The 12,666-nt window shown below is 59.3% G+C and carries 11 protein-coding genes, 2 pseudogenes and 1 riboswitch; of the genes and pseudogenes, 7 read left to right on the top strand and 6 right to left on the bottom strand.

Features of this window, described 5'->3' with window-relative positions:
• Nucleotides 1–396, top strand: coding sequence for a DUF1090 domain-containing protein (locus tag E4O98_RS21020; RefSeq protein WP_103734251.1), 396 nt, complete (start codon nucleotides 1–3; stop codon nucleotides 394–396).
• Between the two features lie 6 nt (nucleotides 397–402).
• On the opposite strand, the gene E4O98_RS21015 is transcribed toward E4O98_RS21020, so the two are convergent.
• The gene (locus tag E4O98_RS21015; protein ID WP_032878990.1) at nucleotides 403–852 is read right to left on the bottom strand and encodes a cytochrome c; all 450 of its coding nucleotides are present in this window, start codon (nucleotides 850–852) and stop codon (nucleotides 403–405) included.
• A gap of 128 nt (nucleotides 853–980) precedes the next feature.
• Between E4O98_RS21015 and E4O98_RS21010 the strand changes: the two genes are divergently transcribed.
• Nucleotides 981–2,174, top strand: a complete 1,194-nt coding sequence (locus E4O98_RS21010; RefSeq protein WP_078822541.1) for an MltA domain-containing protein — start codon at nucleotides 981–983, stop codon at nucleotides 2,172–2,174.
• A gap of 79 nt (nucleotides 2,175–2,253) precedes the next feature.
• Here E4O98_RS21010 and E4O98_RS21005 read toward each other — a convergent pair whose 3' ends face one another.
• Together E4O98_RS21005 and E4O98_RS21000 are read right to left on the bottom strand one after the other, a co-directional pair.
• Nucleotides 2,254–2,640: an MAPEG family protein gene (locus E4O98_RS21005; protein ID WP_032878985.1), complete on the bottom strand. Its 387-nt coding sequence runs from the start codon at nucleotides 2,638–2,640 to the stop codon at nucleotides 2,254–2,256.
• A 31-nt stretch (nucleotides 2,641–2,671) separates the two neighbouring features.
• A pseudogene (locus E4O98_RS21000) lies at nucleotides 2,672–3,007 on the bottom strand (EamA family transporter); the annotation flags it as partial.
• A 125-nt stretch (nucleotides 3,008–3,132) separates the two neighbouring features.
• Here E4O98_RS21000 and E4O98_RS20995 point away from each other — a divergent pair.
• Complete coding sequence (locus E4O98_RS20995; protein WP_248136153.1) at nucleotides 3,133–4,392, top strand: sodium:proton antiporter; 1,260 nt, start codon at nucleotides 3,133–3,135, stop codon at nucleotides 4,390–4,392.
• Here E4O98_RS20995 and E4O98_RS20990 read toward each other — a convergent pair.
• The 3 genes and pseudogenes from E4O98_RS20990 to E4O98_RS20980 form a co-directional block, all read right to left on the bottom strand.
• The gene (locus tag E4O98_RS20990) at nucleotides 4,386–5,273 is read right to left on the bottom strand and encodes a formate/nitrite transporter family protein (RefSeq protein ID WP_005792214.1); all 888 of its coding nucleotides are present in this window, start codon (nucleotides 5,271–5,273) and stop codon (nucleotides 4,386–4,388) included. The two genes, E4O98_RS20995 and E4O98_RS20990, sit on opposite strands and share 7 nt — an antisense overlap.
• A 71-nt stretch (nucleotides 5,274–5,344) precedes the next feature.
• Nucleotides 5,345–7,262, bottom strand: a pseudogene (locus E4O98_RS20985) (patatin-like phospholipase family protein).
• Nucleotides 7,263–7,362: 100 nt separating this feature from the next.
• Nucleotides 7,363–7,767 (bottom strand): hotdog domain-containing protein, encoded by a 405-nt coding sequence (locus E4O98_RS20980; RefSeq protein ID WP_032878978.1) that lies wholly within the window; start codon nucleotides 7,765–7,767, stop codon nucleotides 7,363–7,365.
• Nucleotides 7,768–7,965: 198 nt separating this feature from the next.
• Nucleotides 7,966–8,072, top strand: a riboswitch (S-adenosyl-L-homocysteine riboswitch).
• A 21-nt stretch (nucleotides 8,073–8,093) separates the two neighbouring features.
• On the opposite strand from E4O98_RS20980, the gene ahcY reads away from it, so the two are divergent.
• The 4 genes from ahcY to E4O98_RS20960 all read left to right on the top strand — a co-directional run bounded on the left by ahcY (nucleotide 8,094) and on the right by E4O98_RS20960 (nucleotide 12,553).
• Nucleotides 8,094–9,503, top strand: coding sequence for an adenosylhomocysteinase (gene ahcY / locus E4O98_RS20975; protein ID WP_005792218.1), 1,410 nt, complete (start codon nucleotides 8,094–8,096; stop codon nucleotides 9,501–9,503).
• 179 nt (nucleotides 9,504–9,682) lie between these two features.
• Nucleotides 9,683–10,528 carry a methylenetetrahydrofolate reductase [NAD(P)H] gene (metF, locus tag E4O98_RS20970; RefSeq protein ID WP_005792219.1) on the top strand — a complete coding sequence of 282 codons (846 nt, stop codon included), beginning with the start codon at nucleotides 9,683–9,685 and terminating at the stop codon, nucleotides 10,526–10,528.
• 75 nt (nucleotides 10,529–10,603) lie between these two features.
• Nucleotides 10,604–11,686, top strand: coding sequence for a hypothetical protein (locus E4O98_RS20965; RefSeq protein ID WP_148854551.1), 1,083 nt, complete (start codon nucleotides 10,604–10,606; stop codon nucleotides 11,684–11,686).
• Between the two features lie 63 nt (nucleotides 11,687–11,749).
• Entirely contained in the window at nucleotides 11,750–12,553 is an 804-nt protein-coding gene (locus E4O98_RS20960; RefSeq protein WP_148854552.1) for a transporter substrate-binding domain-containing protein, read from the top strand.
• Nucleotides 12,554–12,666: the final 113 nt, after the last annotated feature.

Genomic DNA, 12,666 nt, shown 5'->3' with positions numbered 1-12,666 from the left:
ATGAAATTTCTCGCCCCCTTTGCCTTGCTGACCCTCGCAAGTTTCACAACCATGCCACTGCTGGCCGCCGAAGAAGCGCAACCGCTCACCGGCTGCGCCGCCAAGCGCCAGGCCATCAGCAGCCAGATCGAACAAGCCAAGGCCCACGGTAACAGCGCCCAACAGGCCGGCCTGGAAAAAGCCCTGAGCGAAGTCACCGCCAACTGCACCGACGCCACCTTGAAAAAAGAACGTGAAAACAAAGTGCTCGACGCCAAGCACGAAGTCTCCCGCCGTCAGGCCGACCTCGACAAGGCCATGAAAAAAGGCGATCCGGACAAGATCAACAAGCGTAAGGACAAACTGGCCGAGTCGCGCAAAGAACTACAGGACGCGGTGGAAGAACTCGACCAGTAAAAACGATCAGTGATCGCGGAACTGTTTATGGCAGGCGCTACAGGCGTCTTCGACTTTTTGCACCGCCGGCTGAAGGTTACTGGCCTTGTAGGGTTGCACTTGGCTGGCGATCACCAATTCACCGGTGGCCGCCTCAAGGTCGCGGGCCAGTTGCTGGAACTGCGCCTGTTTCTGCCACACGTCGTCCCTGGCGCTCGTGTGATCTTCTTCGCGCACGCTTGGGAAGTGCTTCCACGGCTCATGGGACAACGCATCCAGCTTGACCGCGCCTTCTGCAAACCTGGCACCGTCGAACGGGATACGCCCGCGCAACATCCCGCCCAGGTCTTCGCCGGTCTTGAGCATCTGCTTGAAGATCGCCTTGCGTTGGCCCAGTGGGGAATTGGGGTCAACACCGCCACAGGCGGACAAGGCCAGGCAGGCCAGCAGTACAACGGTCAGTTTTTTTAGAATCATGATGGCTTCAGGTCACGGGAAACGGCGGCCAGTATCCTCGCCCCGCCCGCAAAGACCAATAGCCCTATTAATAATAAGGGTTGCCCGAATGCAATGAAGCATGGGTAATCGCTTCAGGAAATGCTTACATGAATATCACCGCGAAACCCTGGAGCCGCCGACTCGCGTGGGCTCTGCCAATGATCGCACTGCTGGCCGGCTGCGATGCAGGTAAAGATGCCGGCAAAGAGGTCGCCAAAGAAGAAGCCAAACCCCATGCGGTCGCCACCTATGTGAGCGCACCTTGGGAAGCCTTGCCGGTGGTCTCCGACAGCGATTTGCTGGCCGGTTTTGAATCCTGGCGCAGCGCCTGCCAGCGCCTCAAAGCCGACCCGGTATGGGGCACCACCTGCGCGGCAGCGGCCAGCGTACCGGGCGATGCCGTGGCGGTTCGCGGCTTTCTCAAGGAACACCTCGATGTCTTCGGCTTGCGTTCGGCCAACAACACACCCAATGGTTTGATCACCGGTTATTACGAGCCGGTCTACCCCGGCAGCCTGACCAAAACCGCTACCGCCCATGTGCCGGTCTACGGCGTGCCGGATGACTTGATTATCGTCAACCTCGAAAGCATCTACCCGGAGCTTAAAGGCAAGCGCCTGCGTGGACGCCTGGAAGGTCGGGTGCTCAAGCCTTATGACGACGCCAGCACCGTCAACAGCCAGGGCTCCACTGCCAAGCCGATCGCCTGGCTGACCGACCCAATGGACCTGCAATTCCTGCAAATCCAGGGCTCAGGGCGTATCCAACTGGCGGGAGGGCGCCAACTGCGCGTAGGTTACGGCGACCAGAACGGCTACCCGTACCGCCCAATCGGCCGTTGGCTGGTAGAGCAAGGCGAGCTGAAAAAAGAAGAGGTGACCATGGGCGCCATCAGCGCCTGGGCCAAGGCACATCCGCAGCGCATTCCCGAACTGCTGGCGAGCAACCCCAGCTACGTATTCTTCAGCGCACGCCCCGACAGTAACGAAGGCCCACGCGGTTCGCTGAACGTGCCATTGACCGCCGGCTACAGCGTGGCGGTGGACCGCAAGGTCATCCCGCTGGGTAGCCTATTGTGGTTGTCGACCACCAAACCCGATGGTTCACCGATCACCAGACCTGTCGCGGCCCAGGATACCGGCGGCGCAATCACCGGCGAAGTACGGGCAGACTTGTTCTGGGGCACAGGTGATGCGGCGGGAGAGCTGGCAGGAAATATGAAACAACAAGGGCAAATCTGGATGCTGTGGCCCAAAGGCGCGGCGCTGCCGCAAGTACCGGATGCCCCCGCCGGCACCTGACAGACGCTGATAATGAAATGTGGGAGGGGCGGTGCGACGATTCGCCTTGCCCCCTGCCACAAAGGATTTGCATCAGGCGTTAGATCGAGACAAAGAAAAAACTCGCAATCAACGCCATTCCCACGGCCCACACCAGCGAACGCAAAATCGCCCAATCGGCCAGGTAGCAAATGATGTACAGCAGGCGGCTGGTGATAAACAGCACCGCCAGCACATTGATCGTCACCAGTTCGGCGTTGCCGGCCATGTGCGCAATGACCACCGCCGCGGCAAACGCCGGGGTCACTTCAAAGCTGTTGAGTTGCGCATTGTTGGCGCGCTTGGCGACGCCCTCAACGGTATCGAGGAAAGCACGCGGGTCGTGGTTGTGCCGAGCTCCGAACTTGCCCGTGCTGAACTTGGCGACACCCGTGCATAGATAGGGCAGAAAAATTGCGATCAACACACACCAGAAAGCGACTGTCATCACTCATTCCTTTTTTGGATTTATCCGACGGTTAGAGTTTCATCACGAACATGCCGATCAGCACCAACCCACAAGCTATGAGCCGTGGACGGCCAAAAGGTTCTTTCAAGTAACGCATGCCGAACAGCACCACCAGGATCACGCTGACTTCCCGCGACGCCGCCGCCTCGGCAATCGAGCCCAACTGCATGGCCCAAAGCACCAAAGCGTAGCTCAACAACACGCACAATCCCACGCTCAGGCCCAACCGCCATTGAGTGCGCCAGAACAGGCTGAAGGCCGCACGCTTGCGCACCAGCGCCAGCAACGGAAATGGCCAGGCACTGATCAATGTCAGCCACACCAGGTAATCCAGCGGGTGCGACCAGCACCAGGGCTGTCGCTACCACCAGAACCTCCTCAATTGATTCGTGATGTAACTTCACCTGTTTATACTAAACACCACCTCGGCGCCCCCCATGCGCCTACATTTCCCTGCTCCAAGGACCCCGGATGCTCGAACTTGTCGCCGCCTTCATTTGCCTCACCACCCTGCTCACCTATGTGAACTACCGCTTTATCGGCCTGCCGCCGACCATCGGTGTAATGGTCACTGCGCTGCTTTTTTCCCTGATCCTGCAGGGCCTGAGCTTTATCGGCTATCCCGGCCTGGAAGAGCGCATCCAGCAACTGATCGGCCAGATCGACTTCGGCGACTTGCTGATGAACTGGATGCTCTCGTTCCTGCTGTTCGCTGGCGCCTTGCACGTCAACTTGAACGACTTGCGCAGTTACCGCTGGCCCATCGGCCTGCTGGCCACCTTTGGCGTGTTGATCGCCACCGTGGTGATCGGCAGCCTGGCCTATTACATCTTCGCCCTGTTCGGCTGGCACGTGAGCTTCCTCTACTGCCTGCTGTTCGGCGCGCTGATTTCGCCTACAGACCCGATTGCGGTGCTCGGCGTGCTGCGTACCGCCAATGCGTCGAAACCACTGAAGACCACCATTGTCGGCGAGTCGCTGTTCAATGATGGCACCGCCGTGGTGGTGTTTACCGTGCTGTTGGGTATCGCGCAGTTGGGCGAGACGCCTACCGCGGGCGCCACTGCCCTGCTGTTTGCCCACGAGGCCATAGGCGGCGTGGTATTCGGCGGGCTGATCGGCTACCTCGTGTACCTGATGATCAAGAGTATCGAACAGCACCAGATCGAAGTGATGCTGACCCTTGCCCTGGTGATCGGCGGTTCGGCCATGGCTTCGCAACTGCACGTGTCCGCGCCGATTGCAATGGTGGTCGCGGGGCTGATCATCGGCAACCTGGGGCGCAAGCTGGCGATGAACGACATGACGCGTCGCTACTTGGATGGTTTCTGGGAACTGCTTGATGACATGCTCAACGCCTTGCTGTTTGCGCTGATCGGCATGGAATTGCTGCTGTTGCCATTCAACTGGCTGCACGTATTCGCGGCCAGTTTGCTCGCCGTGGCGATCCTGCTCTCGCGCCTGTTGACGGTGGCCCCGGCGATCTTGCTGCTGCGGCGCTGGCGCACGGTGCCGCGCGGCACTATCCGCATCCTGACCTGGGGTGGTTTGCGTGGCGGTGTCTCGGTGGCCTTGGCCTTGGCGCTGCCCTTGGGTCCGGAGCGCGACTTGTTGCTGAGCATCACCTACATCGTGGTGCTGTCTTCGATCCTGTTGCAGGGGTTGAGCATCGGCAAGCTGGTCAAACACGTGACCCGGGGCGAACCCCAGGCCACGCCTGAACATCACTGATCTTTTCTAGTCGGCTGCGGATGCCGAGGGTCCGCAGCAGCTTTGCCTGGCAGGCTGCTCTCACTGCGAATCTGCGCATGGCTGATCAGGGCGAAGATAAAACTGCCGCCGATGATATTGCCCGCCAGGGTCGGTCCGGCAAACACCAGCCAGAAATCCTTCCACGGCAGCTCGCCGGCAAACACCAGGTATGACACTTCCGCCGAACCGACGACGATATGCGTGAAGTCACCCAGGGCCATAAGGTATGTGATCAGGATAATGATCCACATCTTTGCGCTTTCCATTGATGGGATCATCCACACCATGGTGGCGATCATCCAGCCGGAAACGATGCCCTTGGCAAACATCTGGCCAGAATCGTTCTCCATGATCTTGCGTCCGATTTCAAGAAAGGCCAGGTCGGTCTTGGTATCGAAAATCGGTAAATGCAACATCACGTAAGCCACCAGCAAAGTGCCGCACAGATTACCTACCAGCACGACTGTCCATAGTCGTAGCAGACGTGCAGCATTGCCCAGAGTGGGCTTGCTCATGACCGGCAGCACCGCGGTCAGGGTGTTTTCGGTGAACAGTTGCTGGCGTGCGAGGATCACCGCCAGAAACCCCGCGCAATAGCCAAAACTGGCTATCACCTTGAAGCCCTCGGCGTCCGGCAGGCGTGAATTGAGCAAACCCATCGCCATCAACGACAGGCCCATGGTGAGTCCGGCGGCCAGTGCCGACCACCATAAGGCGGCGACACTGCGCTCCAGCTCCTGGTCACCCTGGGTACGGATGATTTCGTGAAGAACCGCCGCACGGGGCGGCTGGTTCTTGTCGACGTCCTGCTGCTCTTCCTGCGACAGGTTGGGGGTCTTGCCGTCTGCTTGAGTGGCCATGATGTACCAAAGTCCGAGGGGTGCCTGAAGCTACGACATGCCGCGACGATGGCTGTTCAATGGCCCGGCAATTAAACCGGAATGCGCCACGCCTTGGCCTGTTCCACGGTGGTGGAACTCACGGGTTTGCTCCAAGGTTTATTGCGCTTGATAGTATTTGATGATGCCATCGAGCACGCTATTGAAGTCTTGTGGCGTCTTCGCCTCTTTTAAGTCACGCACCGCACGTTGCAGCAGCTCAACGTTGGATGCCGGCTGGCCAGGACGGTACAGCGATGGGTAGATGACCTCCCGCGTAAAGTTTTCAGCTTTCACCCCGATATCCCGACTTTGCATCTCGGCGACCGCACTGCTCAATACCTTGGACATACTTGGCACACTGCCCGATTTTTGCTTGGCGCCCACCTGTAAAAGCTGCTGGAAATTACGCTGGCCCGGCGTATTCAGACGTTTGCCCAACCACTCGATGTGCTCGGGCCTGCTGGCGAGAGAGTCCAGGTTGCGTAAGGCCGTAGCAATCTTCGGAGTAATCTTCAGGGACGTGTCGGATTGGTTGGCTTCGGTAATTGCACTGTCCAACGCCTCCAACGCCTGTTTCGCCTCATCGCGAAACCGCAGTGCGTCTGCGCTGGCGGGGTCCTTGCGCAATTCACCCTGCACGCTGGCAAGCATTTGATCATCCATCGCCAACACAGCATCGTCCAGGGAGGCGAACTCATGGCGCTCACGTGTCAGTTCACGCTTTTGCAGGTGGCTCGACACCGATTGGCGAGCCTGGGCCTGCAAATGCTGTTTCTGTTCAAGCGTCATGGTGAAGTTGACGGTGCCGTTGAGCAGGCCGCGAAAATCGCCTTTGTTCGAGTTCAACGGCAATGTCACCGTTTGATCCGAGAACGCCTTGAGCCGGTCATCTTGGTAGGTTTCAGCCGCGGTATGCGGCGTGCCTGTGAACTTGTCAGCCAAATGGCTGAAAAAACCACCGCTCTGGCGCGGTGGTGAGCTCTGCTCGGATTCGAACTTGACGATCAGCGATTCGTCCTTGCCCAAAGGGCTCTGCGGAAACGAACGTTCAATGACACCGGGGGCAGGGGTATTGAGGAGCAGCCCTCCGTCTTGAAACGCCGTAACCTCTGCATCCGCCTGAAACCCATGGCCCTGTTCGGACGGGCTCTTGAACAGGCCCGGCAACGCCCCCGAAATAAGCGCAGCACGGGCGATGTCCATATCTGGCGTCAGGCTGGCATTGAACACCACCAACTGTGGACGACCGTCGAACATGCCTGTGCCCGTGATGTTCAGTTGCTTGATCGCCGGAATATGGCGGCTCAACACCTCCAGGTCGCGAAAGGTGGGCCCGGCTCCGGCTTTGAGCCGGTCGGCGATTTGCGTGACTTCAGGCGGGCGGTCCGCCTTGGGCATACGCTCGATATGGGCAAGAATCGATTGACGTGACTGGTTGCGAATCAATTCTTCCAGGGGCTGCCCCTCGGTTTGCAGGCGCGGCAGCAGCGTCAGCAGCAGTTGCGAAATATTGCCGCCCGGGCCAGGTAGATTGCCCGCAAGCTTGCCAAGTTTGGAACTGGCATCCTGCAGCCAGGCCAGGATCGGATCTTTGCTATTGAGCAGGCTGGGCAAGTCGAGGCTGTTCGACAACTGCGTGAACGCCTTCGCGTCCATGCCACTGGCGAGTAACGCTGCAGAAATCGCACCGGCAGACGAGCCCGACACCACCTTGACGCCTTTGAGTTTGTCGGCGTCTTCAAGCGCCTGCACCATCCCGGGAAAGGCAATGCCCTTGGCGCCACCGCCACTGAGCACCAAGTGAGCGGGCGGCGGCGGTGACAGCACCACCTCGACGCGGCCATCGCTATGCCGATAAATACTCAGGTTGCGCTCGCCCACGCCCTTGACCAAAGGCGTCTTCACGTCCTGGCTGAAGGTTTGAGACGAAAGAGGCTTATTTTCTACAACAGAACTGGAGACTTTCATACATGAGGCTCTCTCTACAGGGTGTAGGCCTGAGTGATGAGAGAGCCTCGGAAGGATCCACACGGAATGATTTGGTAACGCAAATCACGTCGCGCAGGTGTTACTCAGAAAGACCGTCGTCCTGGAACTGGTCCTTCACATACTTGATTTCGGTACGGCCATGGGGCGCCGGCAAACCGTCTTCGCCCAGGTTGACGAAGACCATTTTTTCCACCGTCAGGATACTTTTGCGGGTGATCTTGTTGCGCACTTCACAGGTCAGAGTGATGGAGGTGCGGCCGAACTCAGTGGCGGTGATACCCAGTTCAATGATGTCGCCCTGGCGCGAGGCGCTGACAAAGTTGATTTCGGAGATGTATTTGGTCACCACGCGCTGGTTGCCCAATTGGACAATCGCGTAAATGGCTGCTTCTTCATCGATCCAGCGCAGCAGGCTGCCACCGAACAGGGTGCCGTTGGGGTTGAGGTCTTCGGGTTTTACCCATTTGCGGGTGTGGAAGTTCATGATCACTCCAAAGCGTCTTGCCAAATGATGGGCAACATCATGGCAGAGCCAGGGCCCAAGCTCTATGAGCCATTGCCTATCGCCCCCATGCGCGATCTTCATGCCGCCGACAGAAAGGCTTGGGAAGTGCCACATACACGGCTATAATCGCCTCCGTTTCAAAACGGTCATCTTCGATTGATACCGTTCTCCCGCCACCTGTCCGAGGGGCGCTGCAGCAGGTTCAACCTGTCAGGCTCGGATGGGGCGTTGTCCGGCCTGGTTGCCCTGGCCTGATACTAAACGCACAACGGCGCCCATTCGCACACTACGAATGGAGGCTCTCTATGAGCGCTGTAATGACGCCTGCAGATTTCAACGACTACAAAGTCGCCGACATGTCCCTCGCTGCCTGGGGCCGTCGCGAAACCTTTATCGCCGAATCCGAAATGCCGGCCCTGATGGGCCTGCGTCGCAAGTACGCCGCTGAACAGCCGCTCAAGGGCGCGAAGATTCTGGGCTGCATCCACATGACCATCCAGACCGCCGTACTGATCGAAACCCTGGTTGCCCTGGGTGCCGAAGTGCGTTGGTCCTCGTGCAACATCTTCTCGACTCAGGACCAGGCCGCCGCCGCTATCGCTGCCGCCGGTATCCCGGTATTTGCCTGGAAGGGCGAAACCGAAGAAGAGTACGAGTGGTGCCTGGAGCAAACCATCCTCAAGGATGGCGCGCCATGGGATGCCAACATGATCCTCGACGACGGCGGCGACCTGACCGAACTGCTGCACAAGAAGTACCCGCAGATCCTCGACCGCGTCCATGGCGTGACCGAAGAAACCACCACTGGCGTGCACCGCCTGCTGGATATGCTGGCCAAGGGCGAGCTGAAGATCCCGGCCATCAACGTCAACGACTCGGTGACCAAGAGCAAGAACGACAACAAGTACGGCTGCCGTCACAGCCTGAACGATGCGATCAAGCGTGGCACAGACCACCTGCTGTCGGGCAAGCAAGCCCTGGTGATCGGCTACGGTGACGTGGGCAAGGGTTCGTCCCAGTCCCTGCGTCAGGAAGGCATGATCGTCAAGGTCTCCGAAGTTGACCCGATCTGCGCCATGCAAGCCTGCATGGACGGTTTCGAAGTGGTTTCGCCATTCATCGACGGTATCAACGACGGTACCGAAGCAAGCATCGACAAGGCCCTGCTGGGCAAGATCGACCTGATCGTCACCACCACCGGTAACGTGAATGTGTGCGATGCGAACATGCTCAAGGCCCTGAAGAAGCGCGCCGTTGTCTGCAACATCGGCCACTTCGACAACGAGATCGACACCGCATTCATGCGCAAGAACTGGGCATGGGAAGAAGTGAAACCGCAGGTGCACAAGGTTCACCGTACCGGCGCCGGCAATTTCGACCCGCAGAACGATGACTACCTGATCCTGCTGGCCGAAGGCCGCCTGGTTAACCTGGGCAACGCCACCGGTCACCCAAGCCGCATCATGGACGGCTCGTTCGCCAACCAGGTACTGGCGCAGATCTTCCTGTTCGAACAGAAGTACGCCGACCTGTCGCCAGCCCAGAAAGCCGAGCGCCTGACCGTTGAAGTACTGCCCAAGAAACTCGACGAAGAAGTGGCCCTGGAAATGGTCCGCGGCTTCGGCGGCGTCGTGACTCAACTGACCAAGACCCAGGCCGACTACATCGGTGTGACGGTTGAAGGTCCGTTCAAGCCGCACGCTTACCGCTACTGATACACCTGCTGCCCACTCTCCCTGTGGGGGAACGGGCTTTAATGTGGGAGGGGGCTTGCTCCCGATGGCGGTGGGTCAGTCAATATATTTATTAACTGACACTCCGCCATCGGGAGCAAGCCCCCTCCCACATCGACGGTGTACACACTCCGCAATTCTGGGTTTCAAAGGGTATGACCATGTCCCAAGACCGTCGCTACAGCTTCGAGTTTTTCCCGACCAAGACCGATGCTGGGCATGAAAAGCTGATGGCCACTGCCAAGGTGCTGGCCAGCTACAACCCCGACTTCTTCTCCTGCACCTACGGCGCCGGCGGTTCGACCCGCGACCGCACGATCAACACCGTGTTGCAGCTGGAAAGCGAAGTCAAAATTCCCGCCGCTCCGCACTTGTCGTGCGTGGGCGACAGCAAGGCCGACCTGCGTGGTCTGCTGACCCAATACAAAGCTGCCGGCATCAAGCGTATCGTCGCCTTGCGTGGCGACCTGCCGTCCGGCATGGGCATGGCCAGCGGTGAGCTGCGCTACGCCAATGACCTGGTGAGTTTCATCCGCGAAGAAAGCGGCGATCACTTCCATATCGAAGTGGCCGCTTACCCGGAGATGCACCCCCAGGCGCGCAATTTCGAAGACGATTTGCAGAACTTCGTACGCAAGGCCAATGCCGGCGCCAACAGTGCGATCACCCAGTACTTCTTCAACGCCGACAGCTACTTCTACTTCGTCGAGCGTGTACAAGCGATGGGTGTGAATATCCCGATCGTGCCGGGCATCATGCCGATCACCAACTACAGCAAGCTGGCACGTTTCTCCGACGCCTGCGGTGCCGAAATCCCCCGCTGGGTGCGCAAGCAACTGGAAGCCTATGGCGACGACGTCAAAAGCATCCAGGCCTTCGGCGAGCAGGTCATCACCGAGATGTGTGAGCAATTGTTGCAGGGTGGTGCGCCAGGGTTGCATTTCTATACCCTGAACCAATCTGAACCCAGTCTTGCTGTCTGGAACAACCTCAAGCTGCCACGCTGAGGTCTGTTCGGTTGTACCAAGGCCCTCAGACGAGGGCCTTTGTCGTTTTACGTGACCCACGGAACCCCGCAGTCCATGAATACAGTGTCCCCGACTTCCCGCCCGCAACTGGTCTATCTGGTCTTCGGTGCCCAGACCTACCACCAGGAAGCGGTATTCAGCATCGCCAGCGCACTGGCGTTCCTGCAGGACACCCCGGACGCGAACGTGGACATTCAGGTGTTCACCGACAATCCAGAGCCTTATCACTTGCTGCCGGTACGCGTGCGCCCACTGGACGAGGCCACTCGCAAACGCTGGAGCGAGCCCCACGGTTATCATTTCCGCACCAAACACGTGGTACTGCGCCAGGTACTGGAAGAGTCGGAGGTGGCGCTGCTGATCGACACCGACACGTTCTTCCACCATTCGCCCATGGCCCTGTTCGAGCGCGTGCAGCCCGGCACCCTGCTGTGCAACGCCTTCTACACCAAGTACGGCGACAACCACGAAAGCATCCTCTACACCGCCCTGCACCAGCGCCTGCTGGAGATGGGCGTGGCCGACGATGACATGATGACCCTCAATTCCGGGGTCATGGGCCTGACCCAACAGGATGCACACATCCTCGACCGCTCCATCGAATTGATGGATGAACTGTTCCCCCACGCCCAGGGCGCCTACACCCTGGAAGAGTTCTGCCTGTCCATCGCCGCCTACCGCACCGTCAACGTGCGCGAATGCCCGGACCTGATCCACCATTACTGGAGCCGCAAACAGCTGTTCCGGGCCAAGGTCAAGGCGTGGATCGCCAAACACGCCAGTGCCCCAACCAGTGCGCAGGCCCTGGCCGATACCCGCCAGGTCTCCTCGCACCTGCCGCGCCCGCCGCGCTTGCAGCGCTTGATGTACAAGCTGATCACCCTGCTGCTGCCCAAGCACCAGCAACAGTTCATTCGTGAAATCCTCTATGGTTGCTACGAGCACGAAAACGAATTCGATCAGGCCTGCGGCCCGGTTTGGTGGGACAAGGCACGACAAAACCAGGAAGAACGCCAGAAGCGCCCACTGGATGCCCACCAACTGGAACACTGGTTCGCCAACCCCGTGGTGCGGCTGATACTGGGCGAGCGTCGCGCCGCGATCCACGAACACTTGCTGGACGCTCCGGTGAAATAACACCGCCCGCCAATGCGCGTGGTAGAGCTTCTCTTTCTGTCGGGAGCGTCGTAACCTCAAGGTATGCCCGCCATTTTCAAGCTACTGACCGCCGTGCTTTTTTCTTGCCTGAGCCTGGTCGCTCATGGCGAGAAACTGCGCATTGTCACCGAGCCCTGGGCGCCCTATGTCTACGACGATAACGGCACCAGGGCCGGCCTGGATTACGAAACCACAGTGGCCGTGTTCCAACGTCTGGGCGTGGAAGTGCAATGGCAATTCCTGCCCTGGAAGCGCTGCCTGGCGATGCTCGAGCAGGGTCACGCCGATGGCGCGCTGGATATTTTCCACAGCCATGAACGCGACGCCCAGTTGCTCTACCCCAGTGAACCCTTGTCGGAAGTCGAATTCGTCCTGTTCTACGCCAATGATCGCCCTCACCCCGCCACAACCCTCGATGAGCTGCGCGGCCTGACTGTCGGCATCTCACCCGGCTACCTCTATGGCGAGACGTTCAGTGGGTCCAGCGCATTCGAGCGCGAGCCTGCCCCCAGCCATGAAGCCAATTTCGGCAAGCTGATGCTCGGGCGCATCGACATGGTCGTTACTGACCGGCGAGTGGGGCAGCACATCATCAAGACGCTGGGCCTTGAGGGCAAAGTCAGCCAGGCGGCAGTGGTGGTCAGCCGCCAACAACAATTTCTCGCGGTGCGCCGTGGAGCCGGCATGGACCTGTTGGTACAGCGCTTTGCCGCCGAGCTCAAGCGCTTCAAGCAAGAGCCGGCCTATGCCGCCTTGAGCGCCAAATATGGTGGGATGCAGGCGCAAACCTCCCCGATATCAGCCTCCGGACACGCCGTTGAGCAGCAGGAAAGCAGCGCGCCGTGATTGCTCTGTTATACTCCGGCCTTTCCGCCAGGCTTACGCCCGGCCGCTCGGGTCTTGAAAAAGGCACCCAACCCAGCTACTGCGCAGCTTTGCAGCCCGCGCGAGCCGGTGGA

It is taken from the genome of Pseudomonas sp. W2Jun17 (assembly GCF_023127795.1).
Taxonomy (GTDB): domain Bacteria; phylum Pseudomonadota; class Gammaproteobacteria; order Pseudomonadales; family Pseudomonadaceae; genus Aquipseudomonas; species Aquipseudomonas synxantha_A.
Note: the sequence above shows the minus strand (reverse complement) of the source record. Positions and strands in the feature narration are given on the sequence as shown.

Excerpts from the sequence above, each read along its gene's own strand:
- E4O98_RS21020 (WP_103734251.1), top strand. The coding sequence starts at position 1 with ATGAAATTTCTCGCCCCCTTTGCCTTGCTGACCCTCGCAAGTTTCACA.
- E4O98_RS21015 (WP_032878990.1), bottom strand. The coding sequence starts at position 852 with ATGATTCTAAAAAAACTGACCGTTGTACTGCTGGCCTGCCTGGCCTTG.
- E4O98_RS21010 (WP_078822541.1), top strand. The coding sequence starts at position 981 with ATGAATATCACCGCGAAACCCTGGAGCCGCCGACTCGCGTGGGCTCTG.
- E4O98_RS21005 (WP_032878985.1), bottom strand. The coding sequence starts at position 2,640 with ATGACAGTCGCTTTCTGGTGTGTGTTGATCGCAATTTTTCTGCCCTAT.
- E4O98_RS20995 (WP_248136153.1), top strand. The coding sequence starts at position 3,133 with ATGCTCGAACTTGTCGCCGCCTTCATTTGCCTCACCACCCTGCTCACC.
- E4O98_RS20990 (WP_005792214.1), bottom strand. The coding sequence starts at position 5,273 with ATGGCCACTCAAGCAGACGGCAAGACCCCCAACCTGTCGCAGGAAGAG.
- E4O98_RS20980 (WP_032878978.1), bottom strand. The coding sequence starts at position 7,767 with ATGAACTTCCACACCCGCAAATGGGTAAAACCCGAAGACCTCAACCCC.
- ahcY (WP_005792218.1), top strand. The coding sequence starts at position 8,094 with ATGAGCGCTGTAATGACGCCTGCAGATTTCAACGACTACAAAGTCGCC.
- metF (WP_005792219.1), top strand. The coding sequence starts at position 9,683 with ATGTCCCAAGACCGTCGCTACAGCTTCGAGTTTTTCCCGACCAAGACC.
- E4O98_RS20965 (WP_148854551.1), top strand. The coding sequence starts at position 10,604 with ATGAATACAGTGTCCCCGACTTCCCGCCCGCAACTGGTCTATCTGGTC.
- E4O98_RS20960 (WP_148854552.1), top strand. The coding sequence starts at position 11,750 with ATGCCCGCCATTTTCAAGCTACTGACCGCCGTGCTTTTTTCTTGCCTG.